Source organism: Mesorhizobium sp. M0854, from assembly GCF_040319815.1.
Taxonomy (GTDB): Bacteria; Pseudomonadota; Alphaproteobacteria; order Rhizobiales; family Rhizobiaceae; genus Mesorhizobium.
This window is the reverse complement of record NZ_JAMYOL010000013.1, coordinates 26,686-44,333: the sequence shown is the minus strand read 5'-3', so window position 1 is coordinate 44,333 and position 17,648 is coordinate 26,686. Positions and strand designations below refer to the sequence as shown.

Genomic DNA, 17,648 nt, shown 5'->3' with positions numbered 1-17,648 from the left:
AATCCGGTTTGACTGGGTTTGACCGGGGCGGCGACCGGAACATCGGCGGCTCGTAGCTGTTTATGAGGGAACGTCAGACAGGGAGATGGAGACCATGGCTTTCACTCTCAAAAGCTCTGCCTTTGCCGATGGCGAAAAAATACCGCCGCGCTATTCCCGCGACGGCGGCAACGTCTCGCCGCCATTGGAGTGGACGGACGCGCCGCAACGAACCAAAAGCTTCGTCCTGGCCGTCGAGGACCCCGACGCCCCTTCAGGCATGTTCCGTCATTGGGCGGTCTACGACATCGACGCACAGCGCAACTTTCTTCCCGAAGGCACGACCGCCGGCGCCAAGACCGAGAGCCTCGGACACGGCGTCAACGATTTCGGCAATCCTCATTATGACGGCCCCCAGCCGCCGCCTGGGCATGGGCTCCACCATTACCATTTCCGGCTTCTTGCACTCGACGCCGAGACGCTTCATCTCGGCGAGAAGGCTGCCGTCGAAGACGTGCTGAAACAGGCCGAGCCGCACGTCGTGGGAGAGGCCGAGCTCGTCGGCACGTTCGAACGGGCTTGAGGACGCCACGCCACCCCGTCGCCTGGTTCGGCACAAACGGAGAAGCATGATGGACAACAAATCAAACCCTGTCGACCAACCCATATCCGGCAAGAAAGCCAGCGGCAGCGACAAGGCCGAGGCACCGAAGGAAGCAGGCGATCAGGCACGGAAAGCCCAGGAGTGGGGCGGCGGCTCAAAGGCCTCGAAAGGCGCGATATCGCCGCAGGATCGCAAAAATCAAAACTCCAGCCAGCGCAGCTGATACCGGTCCGTCATCCGGCAACGCGTCTGAAGCGGCGGGCAAGGCCGGGCTGGAGGCACTGCGCTGCGCCTCAAATCGCTAGCGGTTCATGTTCATGATCGCATTCATCGGCATCAAATTGTGGTCGAGATTGGCCATGATCCAGATCGAGCCGCCGATCACCAGAACTACGATCAGCACGCCGAAGGCAAGCGCCAGGGCGTTGTTGGTGTTGTCCGGTCCCGTCGTGATGTGCAGGAAGAAGACGAGATGCACGCCCATCTGGGCGATCGCCAGCACGACCAGCGCCACCGGAATGCCGGGTGCCCATATCAGGTTGGTTCCGGGCAACCAGAACGAGGCGATGGTCAGCAGCGTTGCCAGCCCGAGGCCGATCACATAGCCGCGTAGCCCGGATCCGACCTCGGTGTCGCCGAGGTATTCGTCACCCGGCGCCGTATCGATGTCGTAGCGCTCCAGGCCATCGGTGTCGCGCCGTTGCGCGTGGCGATCGTCCGCATTGCTCATCGACTTGCTCCCAGGAGATAGACCACCGTGAACAGGGCGACCCAGATGATGTCGAGGGCGTGCCAGAACAGGCTGAAGCACATGAAACGCCGAAGAATATCGTCGCGGAATCCCTTGGCGAAGATCTGCGCCATCATCGTGAGCAGCCACAGCAGCCCCGCCGTCACGTGAAGGCCATGGCATCCCACCAGCGTGAAGAATGCCGACAGGAAAGCGCTGCGCGTCGGTCCGGCACCGCTGGCAACCATATGCGCGAACTCGCGCAACTCGAGCAGGATGAAGCTGGCGCCGAGCACGAAGGTGACAGTCATCGCGACATAGAACCAGGAGCTTCGCCGCGCTGTCACGGCAAGGCTGGCGAGACCGCAGGTAAAGCTCGACAACAGCAAAGCGGCCGTCTCGATCGCGACGTTGCGCAGGTCGAACAGCTCGGCCCCGCTCGGCCCGCCCGCCGTCTTGCCCGCCAGCACGGCATAGGCCGCGAAGAAGGCCGAGAACATCACGATGTCGCTCAGAAGGAAGATCCAGAAGCCGTAGCCCACGACGATCCGGATCGGTGCCGGGCCGCCGTCGCCGTGGCCGGGTGCATGGCCGTGCCCGCCATGGAGGCGGTAGGGGTCACGCTCTCGAACGTCGATCGCGGTCATGGCCTTGGCCCCGTGTAAGTGGCCAGCGCCTCGCGGCGCGCACTTCGGTTGGCGCGGTCGATCCGGGCGACTTCGGCGGCAGGAATGACGTATTCGGGGATGTCGCGCCACGCGAATACGACGAAGGTGGCCAAAGCACCGAGCGCGCCGAGCGCCACCATCCACCAGATGTGCCAGATGAGAGCAAAGCCCATCACGGTCGCAAAGAAGGCGCAGATGAACCCGGTGGGACTGTTGCGGGGCATCTCGATCGGCTCGTAGTCAGGCTCGTCGCGCAGCCGGTTTTGCTCGCGTGCCCGCTGCTTGATGCTCCAGTAGGGCTCTTCGCCCTCGACATGCGGAAGCGCGGCGAAGTTGAATACCGGCGGCGGCGAGGGCGTGGCCCATTCCAGCGAGCGGCCGTCCCAGGGATCTCCGGTGGCGTCGCGAAGCGCCGCGCGCTGCCGGATGCTGACGACGAGCTGTACGATCTGCGCGACCACGCCGGCGGTGGTGATCAACATGCCGACGCCGGCAACCAGCACCCACGGATGCCATGCCGGCACGTCGAAATGCTGCATGCGGCGGGTCATGCCGAGCAGGCCGACAGCGTAGAGCGGTACGAAGGTGGCGTAGAATCCCATCAGCGTCAGCCAGAAGGCCAGCTTGCCCCAGCCCTCGTGCAGCCGGAAGCCGAATGCCTTGGGAAACCAGTAGGTATATCCCGCGAAGGCGCCGAACAGCACGCCGCCGATGATGACGTTGTGGAAATGCGCCACCAGGAACAGGCTGTTGTGGAGCAGGAAATCGGCCGGTGGCACCGCCAGCAACACACCCGTCATGCCGCCGATAACGAATGTCACCATAAAGCCCAGCGACCACAGCATTGGCGTCGCGAAGCGGATGCGGCCGCCATACATGGTGAACATCCAGTTATAGATCTTCACGCCGGTACCGACAGCGATGATGCTGGTGGCGATGCCGAACGCGGCGTTGACGTCGGCGCCGGCGCCCATCGTGAAGAAGTGGTGCAGCCACACCATGAAGGAGACGATGCAGATGAAGAGCGTCGCGGCCACCATCGAGCGGTAGCCGAACAGCGGCTTGCTGGAGAAGGTGGAGATGACCTCCGAGAAGATGCCGAACGCCGGCAGGACGAGGATGTAGACCTCGGGATGGCCCCAGGCCCAGATCAGGTTCACGAACATCAGCATGTTGCCGCCAGCTTCATTGGTGAAGAAATGAAAGCCGAAATAGCGGTCGAGCGTCAGCATCGCGAGCGTGGCGGTGAGGATCGGGAAGGCGGCGACGATGAGCAGGCTGGCGGCGAGTGAGGTCCAGCAGAACATCGACATCCTGAGGTAACTCATGCCGGGCGACCGCATCTTCAGGATCGTGGTGACGAAATTGATCCCGGTGAGCAGCGTTCCGACGCCCGCTATCTGCACGGCCCACAGATAATAGTCGACGCCGACGCCCGGCGAATAGGCGGTCTCGCTGAGCGGCGGATAGGGCAGCCATCCGGTACGCGCGAATTCACCGATCACCAGCGAGATGTTGACCAGCAGCGCACCGGTGGCGGTGAGCCAGAAACTCACCGAGTTGAGCGTCGGAAAGGCAACGTCTCGGACGCCGAGCTGCAGCGGCACGACCAGGTTCATCAGGCCGATGACGAACGGCATCGCCCCGAAAAAGATCATGATTGTGCCGTGGGCGGAAAAGACCTGGTTGAAGTGGTCGGGCGGCAGATAGCCGGGCGCCTGGAAGGCGAGGGCCTGCTGCGACCGCATCATGACGGCGTCGCTGAAGCCGCGCAGCAGCATCAGCAGCGCCAGCAGCGTGTACATGACGCCAATCCGCTTGTGATCGACGCTGGTGATCCATTCGCGCCAGAGATAGGGGAAATGGCCGGCCAGGAAGACCCAGGCCAGCACGCCGAGGATTGCCAGGGCGACGACCGCCGAGGCGATCATCGGCAGAGGCTGATCGAACGGAATGACGTCCCAGCTCAATTTTCCGAGCATTGTCAGCCTCCTGCCTTGGGCGATACGCTCGGCTCGGGGCGACCGGCCTGGGGACCGGGCGCGGGCGGAACGCCCTGCGTCGCGATTTCATGGAAAAGGTCCGGCTCGACCGAGCGATAGGTCGAAGGCGGCACGTCGATGCTCTGTCTGGCCAGTTCCTGGTAGCTGGCCTTGTCGAGTGCCTGTCCCTGGCTTCGCGCCGAATTGACGAACGCATCGAAGGCATCCGCTGCGACGGCATGCAGCACGAATTGCATGCCTGGAAAACCGTCACCGCTGAAATGGGCCGACCGCCCATAGAATTCGCCGGGCTGATCCGCCTGCAGGTGAAGCTGCGTCGTCATGCCATTCATCGTATAGATCATGCCGCCAAGCTGAGGCACGAAGAACGCGTTCATGACGCTTGCCGAGGTAAGCGAGAAATGCACCGGCCTGCCCGCCGGCACCACGAGCTGGTTGATGCTCGCGACATTCTGCTCGGGGTAGATGAACAGCCATTTCCAGTCGAGCGAGACGACCTGCACCTCAAACGGCCTTTGCTGGGAATCCAACGGCTTCATTGGGTCGAGGTCATGCGATCCGATCCAGATGATGCCGCTCAGAAACAGGATGACGAGGATGGGGATCGACCAGACTACCAGTTCGATGCGTCCGGAATAGGCCCATTCCGGCAGGTACCGCGCTCTTGTGTTGGTTTCCCGGAACCACCAGGCAAAGCCGAGCGTCGCCACGATCGTCGGGATGACGATGGCCAGCATGATAGCGACCGAATTGAGCAGGATCGTCCGCTGCGCCGCCCCCACCGGCCCTTGCGGATCGAGCACGCCGCCCTGGCAGCCGGCAAGCAGCGCGGCAACAAGCATCGTCGCGCCGACGCGGCCAACACGGATGGCGGCACAATTTCGAACGATCGCCCTCAGCAACATGACATCTCGCCGTTTCCTGAAAACCGATGGAACGTTGCAGGCAGCGTGGCTGCCAACCCCCGAATGTGCGCGCCGGTGTGCTCCTGGCGACAGTTTCTTCACGCACGGGGCTCCGGCTGGCAGAACCACACGCGGCGGACGTCATCGTTAAGCGGTCAACCTGTCGAGAACCCTCCAAATCCTAAAAACCAGCGGCAAATCCCAAGCAACCAGAGCCAAATCCTAAGAAACCAGAAACAGTACCCAGATCGAAGTTATCGCCAGAAACGTGGCGAATGCCAAGGCGGTAAACCGGTTCATGGCCGCGCCCACGGTTGGTCCATTTAGTCCGCTCCCTGCGACGTGGCTGCTAATTTCAGTGCTGCTGCTCCAGATGGCTGCGCCAACCGAACGAATGTTCGTCGCGAAAGTTCCCAAAAAGCCAGATCCATCGCAGCCTTTGGTTGCAGGCCGGCGGCAACGCTATGCGCACCAGGGATGGTTGGGCGGCTTTCTCGGCCAAACGGAAGCGAGGACTGGCTTTGCGTATGTAAAAACTACTTGTCTAGGTAAAAATAGTTGCTACTAATCGGCTGGGCCGGCGCATGGCCGCCTCTGGGAGGAATTTCGGCATGACAAGGCTGCGCGGCCTCGCGTGGGATCACCGACGCTGCTGGGGTCCGCTCGACGCCAGCATCGGGCCGTATTGTGCCGCCAATCCCGGTCTTGAGATCGAATGGGACCGCCGCAGCCTCTATGAGTTCGGCGAGGGCGCGCTTGGTCCGGTGCTCGGCGCCTATGACCTTGTCGTGTTCGACCATCCGTTCATCGGCGATATTGCCGAAGGCGGGCTGATGGTGCCGTTCGATTTGTCGGCCGAGCAGCGCCACGGCTTCGAACGGGATTCGGTCGGCGCATCCTGGCAATCCTACGCAAGGGACGGGCTTCAATGGGCGTTGCCGATCGATGCTGCCTGTCAGGTTGCCTCGTATCGCCCCGATCTCCTGGAGCGCTACGGACCGCTGCCGCGCAGCCATCACGAGGTGCTGGAGCTCGGCCGGCGCGCCTTGAAGGACGGCAAATGGCTTGGGCTGCCATTGGTGCCGACTGACGCCATGTGCCTGCTTTTGACGCTGGGTGAGCCCCGCGAAGACGGCGACGAGTTCATTGCCAGGGAAAAAATCGAGCAGGCCGTCGGACAATTGCGCCAGCTTGTGGCGCTGTCGCATCCGAACTCGCCGAAATGGAACCCGATCCGCTGCTATGATCATATGGTCGCGCATGACGACGTGGTCTACGTGCCGTTCGCCTTCGGCTATGTGAATTATGCCTCCATACCCGACAGGCCGTATCTGCGCTTCGCCGACGTGCCGACGCCGCGATCTGCCGGCGCCTTGCTTGGCGGCGCCGGCATCGGCGTCAGCGCCCAATCGAAACACAAGCAGGCGGCCATCGATTACGCGCTATTTCTGTGCTCGCCCGGCTATCAGCGCGGCGACTATGTGAAATCCGGCGGACAGCCGGGGTCGCTGGCGGCGTGGCAGGATACCGAGGTCAACGCGCTCTCGGGCGGCTTCTTCGCCTCGACGCTGGCGACGATCGAAGCCTCTTATCTGCGCCCGACCCATCCGGGCTTCATCAGCTTCTTCCGCCAATGCGCCCCTCATGCCGCGGCGGCGATCGCCGGCGAATTGCAGGCGGCCGAGCTCGCGGATCGGCTGAACCGGCTCTATCGCGAGACCAGGCATGGCCAGCCGCAACGGAGCGTCGCGTAATGGCCGCCGATATTGCCCAGATCGTCGACGAAGGCGAAAGCGGCCGCAACGGCTATCGGGTGCCGGCGGTGGAGAAGGCGCTCGACATACTGGAATTCATGGCTGCCAGCGGCGAGCCGCTGACCCAGACCGAGATCGCCACCGGAATGGGGCGCTCCATTCACGAGATCTACCGCATCCTGCTGCTGCTGGAGAAGCGCGGCTACATTTTCCGGACGCAATCGGACCGCTTCCGCCTGTCGCTGAAGCTGTTCGAACTGGCGCATATGCATCCTCCGGTGAACCGCCTGGTCGAATGCGCGCTGCCGGTGATGCGCGGCCTCGCCGCCAATGCCGACCAGAGCTGCCATCTGGTCGTGCGCGAAGGCGAGAGCGCACTGGTCGTGCTGCAGATCGATTCGCCTTTGCCGATGCGTTATTCGGTTGCCCTTGGCTCGCATTTCCCGATCCTCGAAACGAGCTCCGGCGCGGTGCTGCTGGCGCATTCGAGCCGCGCCGAGCGCGACCGCATCGTCGAACGGATCGTCGCTGCAGGCGAAGGCCAAGGCAGCCGGGCGGAAATCGAAGCGCGGCTGAACGAAGTCGCAAGGCTCGGCTATGAAATGCGCGCCTCGCTGGCTGTCGAGGGCTGCACCAACATTTCGATGCCGGTGCGCGACCATACCGGCGCCGTCATTGCCGCGCTCACCGTCCCCTTCCTGCCGCAAAAGGCCGCCCGCTTCGATCGCAGCACCGTGTTCGAGCGGACGAAGGCGGCGGCCGAGGCGATATCGTCGGCGCTGGGCGCGGGCGAAGCTGCCGCCTCTTCACGTGCCGACCCGGAACGGCGGGACTATCCGTTCAGCAACTGACAAGAAATACAGGGAGAAGAACATGAACTGGTCCAAATCGATGCTATTTGCCTCGGCGGCGGTGCTTGCTCTGAGCGCCGCCGCGGCACACGCCGAAAACATGCCGAAGCGCATCGGCTACGTCACCAACTACGCCACGCATGAGTGGTATCAGAACGTCATCAAGGGCATGCAGTCCCGCGCCAAGGAACTCGGTATCGAGCTCGAGGTGCAGGACGCCAATCTGGATGTTGCCAAGGAGGTCTCCGCCGCCGAAGATTTCATGGCCAAGGGCGTCGACGTCCTGATCATCACGCCCGTCAACGAGGAAGGCGTCGTGCCGCTGCTGCGCCAGGCGAAATCCAACAACGTTCCGGTCGTGCTCGAAGGCAATCCGGTCAAGGGCATGACCACAATGGTCGCGATCTGCGACTACGACACCGGCTACACCGCCGGCGTCGAAGCCGGCAAATACGCCAAGGAAAAGCTCGAAGCCAAAGCCAAGGTGATGAATGTCGGCCTGCCGCTGCTGTCCGCCACCGTGCTGCGGTCGCAGGGTTTCATGGATGGCCTCAAGACCATCATCCCCGACGCGGTCATGGTCCACGACCTCGACGGCGGCGGCAATCCCGATCGCGCGCTCGAAGTCTCTTCGGCGGCTCTTGCCAAGAACGCCGACATCAACATCATCTACGGCATCAACGATTCCTCTTCGCTCGGCGGCCTTCAGGCCTGGAAAGCGGCCGGCAAGTCGCAGGACGGCCTCTTGACTGTCGGCACCGGCGGCGAAGGCCTCGCCTTCATCAATGCGATGCAGAACGAGCCGTCCTACCGCATCGAGGCCGCGATGTTCCCGGAAAAGGAAGGCTACACCGCCATCGATGCAGCGGTTAAGCTCTTCAATGGCGAAGAGGTGCCGGAACACATCGTCAGCCCGACCGCGCCGATGAACGGCGACGACTGGAAGAAGTTCTACGACTACGATGGCACCACACGCAAAATCAAATGGGATGCCGTCAATGCGCTTCAGCCACCGGAAAAATGCATGAAAACTTCCGCCGATCTGAAGAAGTAAGGATTCCGGGTAGCCCTTCCCCCACGGCGGGAAGGGCGGCGGATCGGATATGCCGAACGGCAAAACAGGGCAACCGTCCTGTTTTGGCCGGCAGTTTCCAGACGGCGACGGCACCGATACGGGCCCGGAAATAAAATGGACATGAGCGAGCTTACGCAATCCTCTGCGCCAAGGCGTTTCATCGGCGGCCAGCTGCTGGGCAGCAGCCAGCTGGTGCTCGGCGTGATCCTGGCCGTGCTCTGCATCGCCATTTCGATTGCCGCGCCGCAATTCTATTCCGAGGCCAACATCATCGCCATCCTGCGCCAATGCGCGCTGGTGCTGATCGTTGCCTCCGGCATGACGATGCTGATCATCACTGCGGAAGTCGACCTGTCGGTCGGTGCATCGCTGGCTTTTGTCGGCTGCATCGGCATGGCCGTGCTCAATTCAACGCACAGTCTGACGCTCGGGTTGCTGGCGGCGCTCGCCTTTTCAGGCGCGGTCGGCCTTTTCAACGGCCTCGTCGTCACCAGCCTCAAGGTGAACTCGCTGATCGCCACCATCGGCACCATGATGATGCTGCAGGGCGGCGTTTACCTGTTCACCCGCGAGGCGGTGCAGAACCACCACCGGCTTGCCGGCTTCACCGATCTCGGCGCTGGCTATATCGGCGCGATCCCGCTGCCCGTGGTCGTTGCCGCGGTGATTTTCGCGCTGGCCGCGGCAACGCTGCGCTTCACCACGCTCGGCCGTTATCTCTACGCTGTCGGCGCCAACGAGCGCGCGGTTCGTCTCTCCGGCGTGCGCTCGCAACGGCTGAAACTGTTCGCCTTCGTCGTCACCGGCCTGTGCGTCGGCGTCGCCGGCATGATCCTGTCGTCGCTGATGAATGCCGGCCAGCCGACCGCCGGCCGCGGCTTCGAGCTGACGGTGATTGCCGCCGTCATCCTCGGCGGCACCAGCCTACTTGGCGGTCGCGGCTCGCTGCTCGGCACATTGCTTGGAGTGCTCGTGCTGAAGGTCATCGACAACGGCATCATCATCCTCGGCTGGAACCAGGACCTGCAGATGGTGGTGCCCGGCATCGTCATCATCCTGGCGACCTATCTCGACATCGTGCGGAACAGAGCCAATGTCGGTTGATTTCCTTCACCCCGGCGAAACCGTGGCTGTCGACAAAAGCGTGCCGGCGCTGGAGATGCGCGGCATCGGCAAGCGTTTTCCCGGCGTGGTGGCGCTGGACAATGTCGATCTGACCTTGGAACCCGGCAAAATCCATGCCCTGATGGGCGAGAACGGCGCCGGCAAGTCGACGCTGATCAAGATCATGGCCGGGGTCTACGGCAAGGATGCCGGCACCATCCGCCTGCGCGGCCGCGAGGCCGACATCAAGTCGCCGCGCGATAGCCTGAAAGAGGGCATCAAGGTGGTGTTCCAGGAGATCGCGCTGATCGCCGAATTCAGCGTCGCCGAAAACATCTTCCTCGAAGGCTATCCGACCGGCAAAGGCGGCTCGATCGACTGGAAGAAGATCCGTGCCGATGCGGCCGCTCTGTTCAAGCGTATCGGCTTCAACGTCGACCCGGCGGCGCGCACGGGATCGCTGCCGGTCAGCCAGCAGCAGATGGTCGAGATCGCCCGCGCACTCGCCCATGAGGCCCGCGTCGTGGTGATGGACGAGCCGACCTCCTCGCTGACGCCTAACGAGGTCTCGCTGCTGTTCACCGTCATCCGCCGGCTGGCCGCGCTGGGCATCGCGGTGCTCTATGTCAGCCACAAGCTCGACGAGGTCTTCGAGATCGCCGACACCGTGACCGTGCTGCGCGACGGCCGCCACGTCTCGACCAGGCCGATCGGCCAACATACCAACGACACGCTGATCCAGGACATGATCGGCCGGCGCATCGAAAACCTGTTCCCGCGCAAGCGCGGCGCGCCGGGCAGCAAGGTCGCGCTTTCCGTTGAAGGGCTCAGCACCGCCAAGAAGCTGAAGGATGTGTCGTTCGAGGCGCATGCCGGCGAAGTCCTCGGCTTCTTCGGCCTGATGGGCGCCGGCCGGACCGAGCTCGCCAAGGCCATCGTCGGCTACGACCCGATCACGTCCGGCGCCATTTCGGTCGATGGCAGCCGGCTGCTGCCGCACGAAACGCACACCGGCGTCCGGCTCGGCATCGGCCTGCTTACCGAGGACCGCAAGAGCGAGGGGCTGATGGGCGAGTTGCCGGTCTACCAGAATGCCAGCCTCGCCTCGCTCAGTGCCTTCGCCAGAATGGGCTTCATCGACAAGGCCAGGGAACGCAAGGCGGTGCAGGACTATGTCGACCGCTTCCGCATCCGGACGCCCAGCCTGTTCCAGCAGGTCAAGAATCTGTCCGGCGGCAATCAGCAGAAAGTGCTGATCTCGCGCTGGCTGATGCGCGGTCTCAAGGTGATCGTCGTCGACGAACCGACCCGCGGCATCGACGTCGGCGCCAAGTCGGAGATTTTTGCGCTCATCGACCGGCTCGCCGGCGAAGGCCTGGCGGTCGTCATGATGACGTCCGAAATGCCCGAGCTGCTGGGGCTTGCCGACCGCATCGCGGTGATGTGCGAAGGCCGCCTCACCGCGATCATGCCTCGCGACGAGGCCACGCAGGAGAACATCCTCAATGCGGCAATCGGCTAAGACGATGACGCTTCGCAAAGGGACCAAGCGATGAGCCTGGCAAGCACCGACACCATGAAAGCTGGGCCGTCCATGCTGGCGCGGCTCGTCGCGCGGCAGGAATTGGCATTGCTCCTCTGCCTCATCCTGGTGATCGCGTTCTTTTCCTTCACCGCCGAGAATTTCTTCTCCGTGCGCAACATCACCAATGTGCTCGGTCAGGCTTCGCTGGCGCTGACAGCCGGCATCGGCTGCGCCATCGTCTTCATATCAGGCGAGGTCGACATCTCGATCGGCTCGCTGCTGGCGACGATCGCACTGCCGCTGATCATCATCATGAACGACACGAATTCTCTGCTGCTCGGCATCAGCGGCGCGCTGCTGTTCGGGCTGATCATCGGCGTCGTGAATGGCTATCTGACAGCCTATGCCGGCATCAACTCGCTGATCGTGACCCTGGGCACGATGTTCATCATGCGCGGCGGCGTTTATCTCTATACCGGCCAGCGTGCTATTCCAGACGACGCCGCGCTCGACAGCTTCATCGCGCTGTCGGACGGCCGCCTGTTCAACGTCGTTCCCTATTCGGCTGTCATCGCCATCGTCCTGCTCGCCGTCTTCGCCTACGTGATGCAGCACCGGCCGTTCGGGCGGCAGATCTACGCCGTCGGCGGCAATCCGGAAGTGGCACGGCTGGCGGGTTACGACGTGCGCCGCGTCAAGTTCACCTGCTTCATCATCAGCGCGCTGCTGGCGACGGTAGCCGGCATCATCCTGGCAGCCCGCGTCGGTTCGGCGCAGCATACTGCCGGGCTGAATTTCGAGTTCCAGGTCGTCGCCGCCACCGTGCTCGGCGGGGTGAGCCTTGCCGGCGGCATAGGCAGCCTGACCGGCATGGCGCTCGGCGTGCTGATCCTGCAGTTCCTGTCCAACGGGCTGCGCGGTCTCGGCCTGCCGACCGAGTGGCAACTGGTCATCACCGGCATGATCATCATTGCCGCCGTCGCCTTCGACGAAGCAAAGCGCCGGCGCGCCATTGGAGGCTGATATGGATCGTCTCAAAGGGAAAACCGCAATCGTCACTGGCGCCGCCGACGGCATCGGCCACGCGATCAGCGAGGCGATGGCAAGGGAAGGCGCGCACGTCTTCCTCGGCGACATCGCCGACGAGAAGGGTGAAAAATTCGCAGCCGAGCTGCGCGCCGCCGGCCACCGCGCCGACTACATCCATTGCGACGTGGCGGAGGAGGCCGACATCGCCGCCCTGATCGACGCAGCCGTCGGCAAGACCGGCCATCTCGATATTCTCGTCAACAATGCCGCCATCGCCATCGGCGGCATGCCGGTTCACGAAATGAGCGACGAGCAGTGGCACCGGCTGATCGCGGTCAACCTTACCAGCGTGTTCCGCGGCTGCAAATATGCGCTGCCACATATGATCGCGCAGAAATCGGGCTCGATCATCAACATGGCCTCGGCACAAGGGCATATCGGGCTCGACGGCTGGACCGCCTATGCCGGCGCCAAGGGTGCGGTGATGGCGATGACGCGTCAGATGGCGGTCGAGTTCGGCCCGCTCAACATCCGCGTCAACTCGATCTCGCCCGGCACCATCAACACGCCGATGAACGACAAATTGGTCAAGGAGATCGGCGGCAATCTCGCCAAGGCCTGGGTCAAGATGCATCCGCTCGGCCGCATCGGCAAACCGTCCGAGGTGGCCGAAGCCGCCGTCTATCTGGCCTCCGACGCCGCCGGCTTCACCACCGGTACCGACCTGCGCGTCGACGGCGGCCTCACCGCGGCACCCCGCTACGTACCCGACCTGCTTTGACAACCAACGAGACATGAAATGAACAAAGCCCTCGAAGGCGTCCGCATTCTCGATTTCAGCCATCTGCTGCAAGGGCCGTTCGCCACGCAGCTGCTCGGCGACATGGGCGCCGACATCATCAAGATCGAGCGTGCCGGCGCCGGCGACATGTTCCGCGGTATGACCTTCTTCGCCAAATGGGTCGGCGGCTCCGAAAGCCCGAATTTCCTCGCCTGGAACCGCAACAAGCGCTCCATCGCGCTCAACCTGAAAAGTCGCAAGGTGCATGCCATCATCATGGACATGGCTGAGAAGGCCGATGTGGTGGTGCAGAATTTCCGCCCCGGCGTGCTCGCCAGGCTCGGCTATGGCTACGAGGATTTCAGGGCGGTCAATCCCGCCATCATCTATTGCTCGGGCTCCGGCTATGGCGAGGAGGGCCCCTACGTCGAGCGCCCCGGCCAGGACATGCTGATCCAGGGATTGTCCGGGCTGATCTCCAACACCGGCCGCGGCGATCAGGCTCCTGTTCCGGCCGGTGCCGGCCTGGCCGACCAGATCGGCGCCATGAACATGGTCTACGGCATCCTGTCGGCGCTCTACTATCGCGAGAAGACCGGCAAGGGCCAGAAGATCGAGGTCAATCTGCTCGCCGGCATGCTGGCGCATCTCAATCAGGAATATGTCGCCGTGCTCAATCTCGGCGAGGATTTCGTGCGCCCGAATTCCGGCATCGGCCACCCCGGCATGCAGGCGCCGTTCGGTGTCTATGAAGCGAAGGACGGCGGCTATGTGTCGATCGCCATGAGCCCGTTCAAGACGCTGTATGAAGTGCTGGAGGCGCCGCAGCTTGCTGTCTACGACGATCTGAAGACGCTGTTCGACAGGCGCGACGAGGTGTTCGACAAGGTCAACGCCGAAACCAGGAAGTTTGCCACGCAGGACCTGCTGGCGCGGCTGCTGGCAGCCGACATCTGGTGTGCCGAGGTGAAGGACATAAGGCGCGCAGCCGAGGACCCGCAGGTCAAGCACCTGGGCATGATCACCAGCTACGATCATCCGCGCGGCGGCAAGGTCAGGGTAGTCGCGCCGGCGGTCAAGATGAGCGAGACGCCGGCTACCATAGAACGGCCGGCGCCGCTGGTCGGCCAGCATGGCCGCGAGATACTGGCCGAGTTCGGCCTCCACAGCGACGAGATCGCCGCGCTGGAGGCGTCCGGCGACATGACCGTGGACGCTGCCTGACGATGAGCGTTCACCAGACACTCACCTTGGAAATATCCGGGCGCGTCGCAGTCGTCACCTTCCGGCGCGCCGATCAGCTCAACGCCATGAACCGGCTGATGCAAAGCGAGATCACCGAGGTTTTCGAGGCGCTGTCGCAGGATGACGGCGTCGGCGCGATCGTGGTGACCGGCGAGGGGCGCGGCTTCATGGCCGGCGCCGACATCAAGGAATACGCTGCCCAGACGGCTATCGAGTTCGACGCCTTCCAGGCCGCCGGCACGCGCATGTATGCGGCGGTCGAGAACAACCGCAAGCCGGTCATCGCCGCGGTCAACGGCTTTGCGCTCGGCGGCGGCATGGAGCTGGTGCTGTGCTGCGACATCGTCATCGCCAACCAGTTCGCGAAGCTCGGCCTGCCCGAGATCAAGCTCGGGCTGGTCCCGGGCGGCGGCGGCACGCAGCGCAGCGTCCAGAAGCTCGGCCGCAACCGCTCCAACCTTTTGCTGATGACCGGCGCCATCGTGCCGGCTTCCGAGCTCGCCGCCGGGCTGGTCAACGAGGTCGTCGACGCCGAAAAGCTGATGCCGCGGGCGCTGGAACTCGCCGGCATGATAGCCGCCGAACCGGCTGCCGCGATCGAGGCATTGAAGGCGCTGACGGCGCACGCCGTGTCGGGCGACTTGGCGGAAGGCCTTGCCATGGAGCGCGACGTACTGGGCGGGCTTTATCGTAGCGAGACCGGCCAGCAGCGGGTGAAGGCGTTCGCCGAAAAAAGCGCCGCGCGGCCGAAGGCTGGGCAATGACATCCCTGGTCAAGCAAAACCGGCCGCGCTTCACCGATGTCGAGGGCCTGGCCGCGATGGTCGGCGGCGGCGACGTCTTCGGTGTCGGTGGCCATCATTTTGCCCGGCTGCCGATCGCCTTGTTGCGGGCCATCGCCCGCTTGGGCGTCAAGGATCTTCGCTATGTCTGCTGGGCCGGCGGCCTGCCGCTCGAACTGCTTCTCGAAGCGAATGCCGTGGCGGAGGTTGATATCTGCTTTTCCAGCCTCGATATTTTTGGCTTGCCGCCGCGCTTCCGCGCGGCTGCCGAGACCAATGCCGTGCCGGTCCGCGACTGGACGGCGCTGGCCATGATCCAGGCGCTGCGGGCGGGGCAGCAGAACCTGCCGTCGATGCCGTTTCAGCTTCCGGAGGGTTCGGACATGCTGGCGCGCGTGCCGGGTGCGATCGCCGTGCCCGATCCGATCGCGGGAATCACGACCGGGATCATCCCGGCCTTGCGGCTCGATACGTTCGTCGTCCATGCCCAGTGTGCCGACGAGAGCGGCAATGTCCAGATCATCGGACCACGGGCGCTCGATTTCGCCATGGCCGGCGCGGCGCGCCAGGTGCTGGTGACGGTCGAGGAGATCGTCCCGGTCGGAGGGCTGCGGCATGATGGTCGGCAGAGCATTTTGACCCGCAACCAGGTGTCGGCGATCGCGCTGGCACCAGGCGGTGCCTATCCCGCCTCCTGCCTGCCATTCTATGTGACGGATTATCAAGCGTTGGCGGGGGCGTTCGCGGCCAAGGAAATACCTTTGTCGGACAGCCTGGGCATGCCTTCGGAAGGCGTGCCGGAGCGGGTTCAAGACGCTGCAAAAGTCGGCGCTGAAACAGTCCTCGCAATGCCCAGGCTCGTGCACGGCAACAAGGAGGCGTCCATCAACGAGATCATCGCCGCCCGCATCGCCGCTGAGCTCGACAATGAGAGCTTTGCCAGTGCCGGCGCGGTGTCGCCGCTCGCCAATGTCGCCTACCGGCTGGCCAAAGCGACGCATGCGCCGGACATGATCATCGCCACCATGAGTTGCGGCCATCTCGACATAGCACCGAGCCCGATGATCCTGTCGCTGATCGAAAGCCTCGATTGCGAGACGGCGGTGGCGCATGCCGGCGGCGACGACACCTATTCGACCTACTACCAGGCCGGCGCGGTGACGCATGAGATCGTCGGTGCCGCGCAGGTCGACCGCCGTGGGCGCGTCAACACCATTGCGCTGCGCAAGCGTGACGGCAGCCTTATCCGGCTGCCGGGGCAAGGCGGCATGGCCGACGTCGCCAACATGCATCGCGATTATCTGCTCTACGTCCCCCGCCATTCCGTGCAGTCGCTGGTCGAGACGGTCGAGATTGCCAGCTCGGCGCGCGGCCTGTTGACTGAGGCCGAACGCGAGCCGATGGGCTATCGGACCGGCGCGGCATTGGTGTTCACCGACCTTTGCGTGTTTCGGCTCGACGGCGAGAGCCGGCAATTGGCCGTCATCGAGACCATGCCGGGCGTGACGCGCCAGCAGCTCCAGGATGCCACCGGCTTTGCCCTGACATTCGATGCCGATTGCCGCGAAGTTGCGCTACCGTCGAACGAGACGCTCGACATCCTGCGAAACCGCATCGACCCGCTCGGCATGCGACGCCTCGAATTCGTCAGCGCCAGGGAGCGCAGCGCGCTGATCGCCGAGATCCTGGCCACCGACCGGCGGATGGTCGAGCGCTGCATCGCCGCACAGCGGTCGCATACTGCACCGGATTGAAGAGGGCAGCGCATGGCAAAGCCGTTGCTCGAAATGTCGGCCGCGAGGGTCTTCTTCGATGGCATCTTCACCAGCCCGCGCGTCGCCCATCCGGAAGGCGTGGCCATCCATCGCGACGGCTCGATCTGGTGCGGCACCGAAACCGGCGACCTGCTGCGCTTGGCCGCCGATGGCAGCTCGGTCGAACGCATGGGCGGTACGGAGGGCTTTCTGCTCGGCATCGCCTTCGATAGCGCGGGAAACTGTTTTGCATGCGATTTGAGACATTCGGCGATCTTTCGCTGGGATGCCGCGACGGCTGGTATGCAGCGCTTCGCCTCGGCCGGCATCCGCGTGCCGAACTATCCGATCGTCGACGAGACACGCGGCTGGCTCTACGTTTCCGACAGCGTAGGCGAAGACAACCGCTCCGGCATTTTTCGCTACGATTTGAAGACCGGCGAAGGCGGCCTGTGGTGCAGCGAGACCATGGCCTTCGCCAACGGCATGGCGATGGCGCCGGATGGGAACGGACTTTACGTCGTGGAAAGCCATGCAGCCTGCGTCAGCTATGTGCCGATCCGTGCCGACGGCACGGCAGGACCTCGCCAGCTCGTCGTGGACGGCGTGAGCAACGTTCCCGATGGCGTCGCCTTGGCGCCGGACGGGTCGCTGTTCATCTCGTGCTACGAGCCGAGCCGCATCTATCGTTGGCGAAAACACAGCGGGCTCGAGGTGCTGATCGAGGATCCGGCGGCAACGACGCTCGCTCATCCAACCAACATCGCCTTCAAGGGCGACAAGCTCTACACCGCAAATCTCGGCCGCTGGCACATCACCGAGATCGATTTGAAGGCGATTTCCTAGATCGGGCCGAACC

General features: G+C 63.7%; 17 protein-coding genes. 13 read left to right on the top strand and 4 right to left on the bottom strand.

Annotated elements, in window-relative coordinates:
* Positions 1 to 94: 94 nt before the first annotated feature.
* Both NKH99_RS20375 and NKH99_RS20370 read left to right on the top strand, forming a co-directional pair.
* Positions 95 to 562 (top strand): YbhB/YbcL family Raf kinase inhibitor-like protein, encoded by a 468-nt coding sequence (locus tag NKH99_RS20375; protein WP_352615137.1) that lies wholly within the window; start codon positions 95 to 97, stop codon positions 560 to 562.
* 46 nt (positions 563 to 608) lie between these two features.
* Positions 609 to 806: a hypothetical protein gene (locus NKH99_RS20370; RefSeq protein WP_352615135.1), complete on the top strand. Its 198-nt coding sequence runs from the start codon at positions 609 to 611 to the stop codon at positions 804 to 806.
* A 78-nt stretch (positions 807 to 884) separates the two neighbouring features.
* Here NKH99_RS20370 and cyoD read toward each other — a convergent pair whose 3' ends face one another.
* Genes cyoD through cyoA form a run of 4 tightly spaced genes read right to left on the bottom strand, consistent with a single transcriptional unit; the run spans position 885 to position 4,889 of the window.
* The gene (gene cyoD, locus NKH99_RS20365) at positions 885 to 1,313 is read right to left on the bottom strand and encodes a cytochrome o ubiquinol oxidase subunit IV (RefSeq protein ID WP_352473039.1); all 429 of its coding nucleotides are present in this window, start codon (positions 1,311 to 1,313) and stop codon (positions 885 to 887) included.
* A complete protein-coding gene (cyoC, locus tag NKH99_RS20360; protein ID WP_352615133.1) occupies positions 1,310 to 1,960 on the bottom strand; it encodes a cytochrome o ubiquinol oxidase subunit III in 651 nt (216 codons plus the stop codon). The genes cyoD and cyoC overlap by 4 nt, the downstream gene beginning before the upstream one ends.
* Complete coding sequence (gene cyoB, locus NKH99_RS20355) at positions 1,957 to 3,963, bottom strand: cytochrome o ubiquinol oxidase subunit I (protein WP_353015177.1); 2,007 nt, start codon at positions 3,961 to 3,963, stop codon at positions 1,957 to 1,959. Before cyoB ends, cyoC begins: the two co-directional genes overlap by 4 nt.
* Before the next feature lie 2 nt (positions 3,964 to 3,965).
* Entirely contained in the window at positions 3,966 to 4,889 is a 924-nt protein-coding gene (cyoA, locus tag NKH99_RS20350) for a ubiquinol oxidase subunit II (protein ID WP_352979620.1), read from the bottom strand.
* A gap of 611 nt (positions 4,890 to 5,500) precedes the next feature.
* Between cyoA and NKH99_RS20345 the strand changes: the two genes are divergently transcribed.
* The 11 genes from NKH99_RS20345 (at position 5,501) to NKH99_RS20295 (ending at position 17,635) form a co-directional block, all read left to right on the top strand.
* Complete coding sequence (locus tag NKH99_RS20345; protein WP_353015175.1) at positions 5,501 to 6,643, top strand: extracellular solute-binding protein; 1,143 nt, start codon at positions 5,501 to 5,503, stop codon at positions 6,641 to 6,643.
* Positions 6,643 to 7,494, top strand: a complete 852-nt coding sequence (locus NKH99_RS20340; protein WP_352615125.1) for an IclR family transcriptional regulator — start codon at positions 6,643 to 6,645, stop codon at positions 7,492 to 7,494. Before NKH99_RS20345 ends, NKH99_RS20340 begins: the two co-directional genes overlap by 1 nt.
* 22 nt (positions 7,495 to 7,516) lie before the next feature.
* Complete coding sequence (locus NKH99_RS20335; protein ID WP_352473034.1) at positions 7,517 to 8,548, top strand: sugar ABC transporter substrate-binding protein; 1,032 nt, start codon at positions 7,517 to 7,519, stop codon at positions 8,546 to 8,548.
* 141 nt (positions 8,549 to 8,689) lie between these two features.
* On the top strand, positions 8,690 to 9,673 hold the full coding sequence (locus tag NKH99_RS20330; protein ID WP_352682380.1) for an ABC transporter permease: 984 nt from the start codon (positions 8,690 to 8,692) through the stop codon (positions 9,671 to 9,673).
* A complete protein-coding gene (locus NKH99_RS20325; protein ID WP_352814053.1) occupies positions 9,663 to 11,195 on the top strand; it encodes a sugar ABC transporter ATP-binding protein in 1,533 nt (510 codons plus the stop codon). The genes NKH99_RS20330 and NKH99_RS20325 overlap by 11 nt, the downstream gene beginning before the upstream one ends.
* Before the next feature lie 30 nt (positions 11,196 to 11,225).
* Entirely contained in the window at positions 11,226 to 12,221 is a 996-nt protein-coding gene (locus NKH99_RS20320) for an ABC transporter permease (protein WP_352501149.1), read from the top strand.
* A gap of 1 nt (position 12,222) precedes the next feature.
* Complete coding sequence (locus tag NKH99_RS20315) at positions 12,223 to 13,008, top strand: SDR family NAD(P)-dependent oxidoreductase (protein WP_023677038.1); 786 nt, start codon at positions 12,223 to 12,225, stop codon at positions 13,006 to 13,008.
* 18 nt (positions 13,009 to 13,026) lie between these two features.
* A complete protein-coding gene (locus tag NKH99_RS20310; RefSeq protein WP_353015172.1) occupies positions 13,027 to 14,232 on the top strand; it encodes a CaiB/BaiF CoA transferase family protein in 1,206 nt (401 codons plus the stop codon).
* A gap of 2 nt (positions 14,233 to 14,234) precedes the next feature.
* Positions 14,235 to 15,017 (top strand): enoyl-CoA hydratase/isomerase family protein, encoded by a 783-nt coding sequence (locus NKH99_RS20305; RefSeq protein ID WP_353015169.1) that lies wholly within the window; start codon positions 14,235 to 14,237, stop codon positions 15,015 to 15,017.
* Positions 15,014 to 16,789, top strand: coding sequence for a CoA-transferase (locus tag NKH99_RS20300; RefSeq protein ID WP_353015168.1), 1,776 nt, complete (start codon positions 15,014 to 15,016; stop codon positions 16,787 to 16,789). Before NKH99_RS20305 ends, NKH99_RS20300 begins: the two co-directional genes overlap by 4 nt.
* 12 nt (positions 16,790 to 16,801) lie before the next feature.
* Entirely contained in the window at positions 16,802 to 17,635 is an 834-nt protein-coding gene (locus NKH99_RS20295; protein ID WP_353015167.1) for an SMP-30/gluconolactonase/LRE family protein, read from the top strand.
* Positions 17,636 to 17,648: the final 13 nt, after the last annotated feature.

Bases quoted from the DNA above. Each gene is read 5' to 3' on its own strand.
- NKH99_RS20375 (WP_352615137.1), top strand. From the start codon at position 95: ATGGCTTTCACTCTCAAAAGCTCTGCCTTTGCCGATGGCGAAAAAATA.
- NKH99_RS20370 (WP_352615135.1), top strand. From the start codon at position 609: ATGATGGACAACAAATCAAACCCTGTCGACCAACCCATATCCGGCAAG.
- cyoD (WP_352473039.1), bottom strand. From the start codon at position 1,313: ATGAGCAATGCGGACGATCGCCACGCGCAACGGCGCGACACCGATGGC.
- cyoC (WP_352615133.1), bottom strand. From the start codon at position 1,960: ATGACCGCGATCGACGTTCGAGAGCGTGACCCCTACCGCCTCCATGGC.
- cyoB (WP_353015177.1), bottom strand. From the start codon at position 3,963: ATGCTCGGAAAATTGAGCTGGGACGTCATTCCGTTCGATCAGCCTCTG.
- cyoA (WP_352979620.1), bottom strand. From the start codon at position 4,889: ATGTTGCTGAGGGCGATCGTTCGAAATTGTGCCGCCATCCGTGTTGGC.
- NKH99_RS20345 (WP_353015175.1), top strand. From the start codon at position 5,501: ATGACAAGGCTGCGCGGCCTCGCGTGGGATCACCGACGCTGCTGGGGT.
- NKH99_RS20340 (WP_352615125.1), top strand. From the start codon at position 6,643: ATGGCCGCCGATATTGCCCAGATCGTCGACGAAGGCGAAAGCGGCCGC.
- NKH99_RS20335 (WP_352473034.1), top strand. From the start codon at position 7,517: ATGAACTGGTCCAAATCGATGCTATTTGCCTCGGCGGCGGTGCTTGCT.
- NKH99_RS20330 (WP_352682380.1), top strand. From the start codon at position 8,690: ATGAGCGAGCTTACGCAATCCTCTGCGCCAAGGCGTTTCATCGGCGGC.
- NKH99_RS20325 (WP_352814053.1), top strand. From the start codon at position 9,663: ATGTCGGTTGATTTCCTTCACCCCGGCGAAACCGTGGCTGTCGACAAA.
- NKH99_RS20320 (WP_352501149.1), top strand. From the start codon at position 11,226: ATGAGCCTGGCAAGCACCGACACCATGAAAGCTGGGCCGTCCATGCTG.
- NKH99_RS20315 (WP_023677038.1), top strand. From the start codon at position 12,223: ATGGATCGTCTCAAAGGGAAAACCGCAATCGTCACTGGCGCCGCCGAC.
- NKH99_RS20310 (WP_353015172.1), top strand. From the start codon at position 13,027: ATGAACAAAGCCCTCGAAGGCGTCCGCATTCTCGATTTCAGCCATCTG.
- NKH99_RS20305 (WP_353015169.1), top strand. From the start codon at position 14,235: ATGAGCGTTCACCAGACACTCACCTTGGAAATATCCGGGCGCGTCGCA.
- NKH99_RS20300 (WP_353015168.1), top strand. From the start codon at position 15,014: ATGACATCCCTGGTCAAGCAAAACCGGCCGCGCTTCACCGATGTCGAG.
- NKH99_RS20295 (WP_353015167.1), top strand. From the start codon at position 16,802: ATGGCAAAGCCGTTGCTCGAAATGTCGGCCGCGAGGGTCTTCTTCGAT.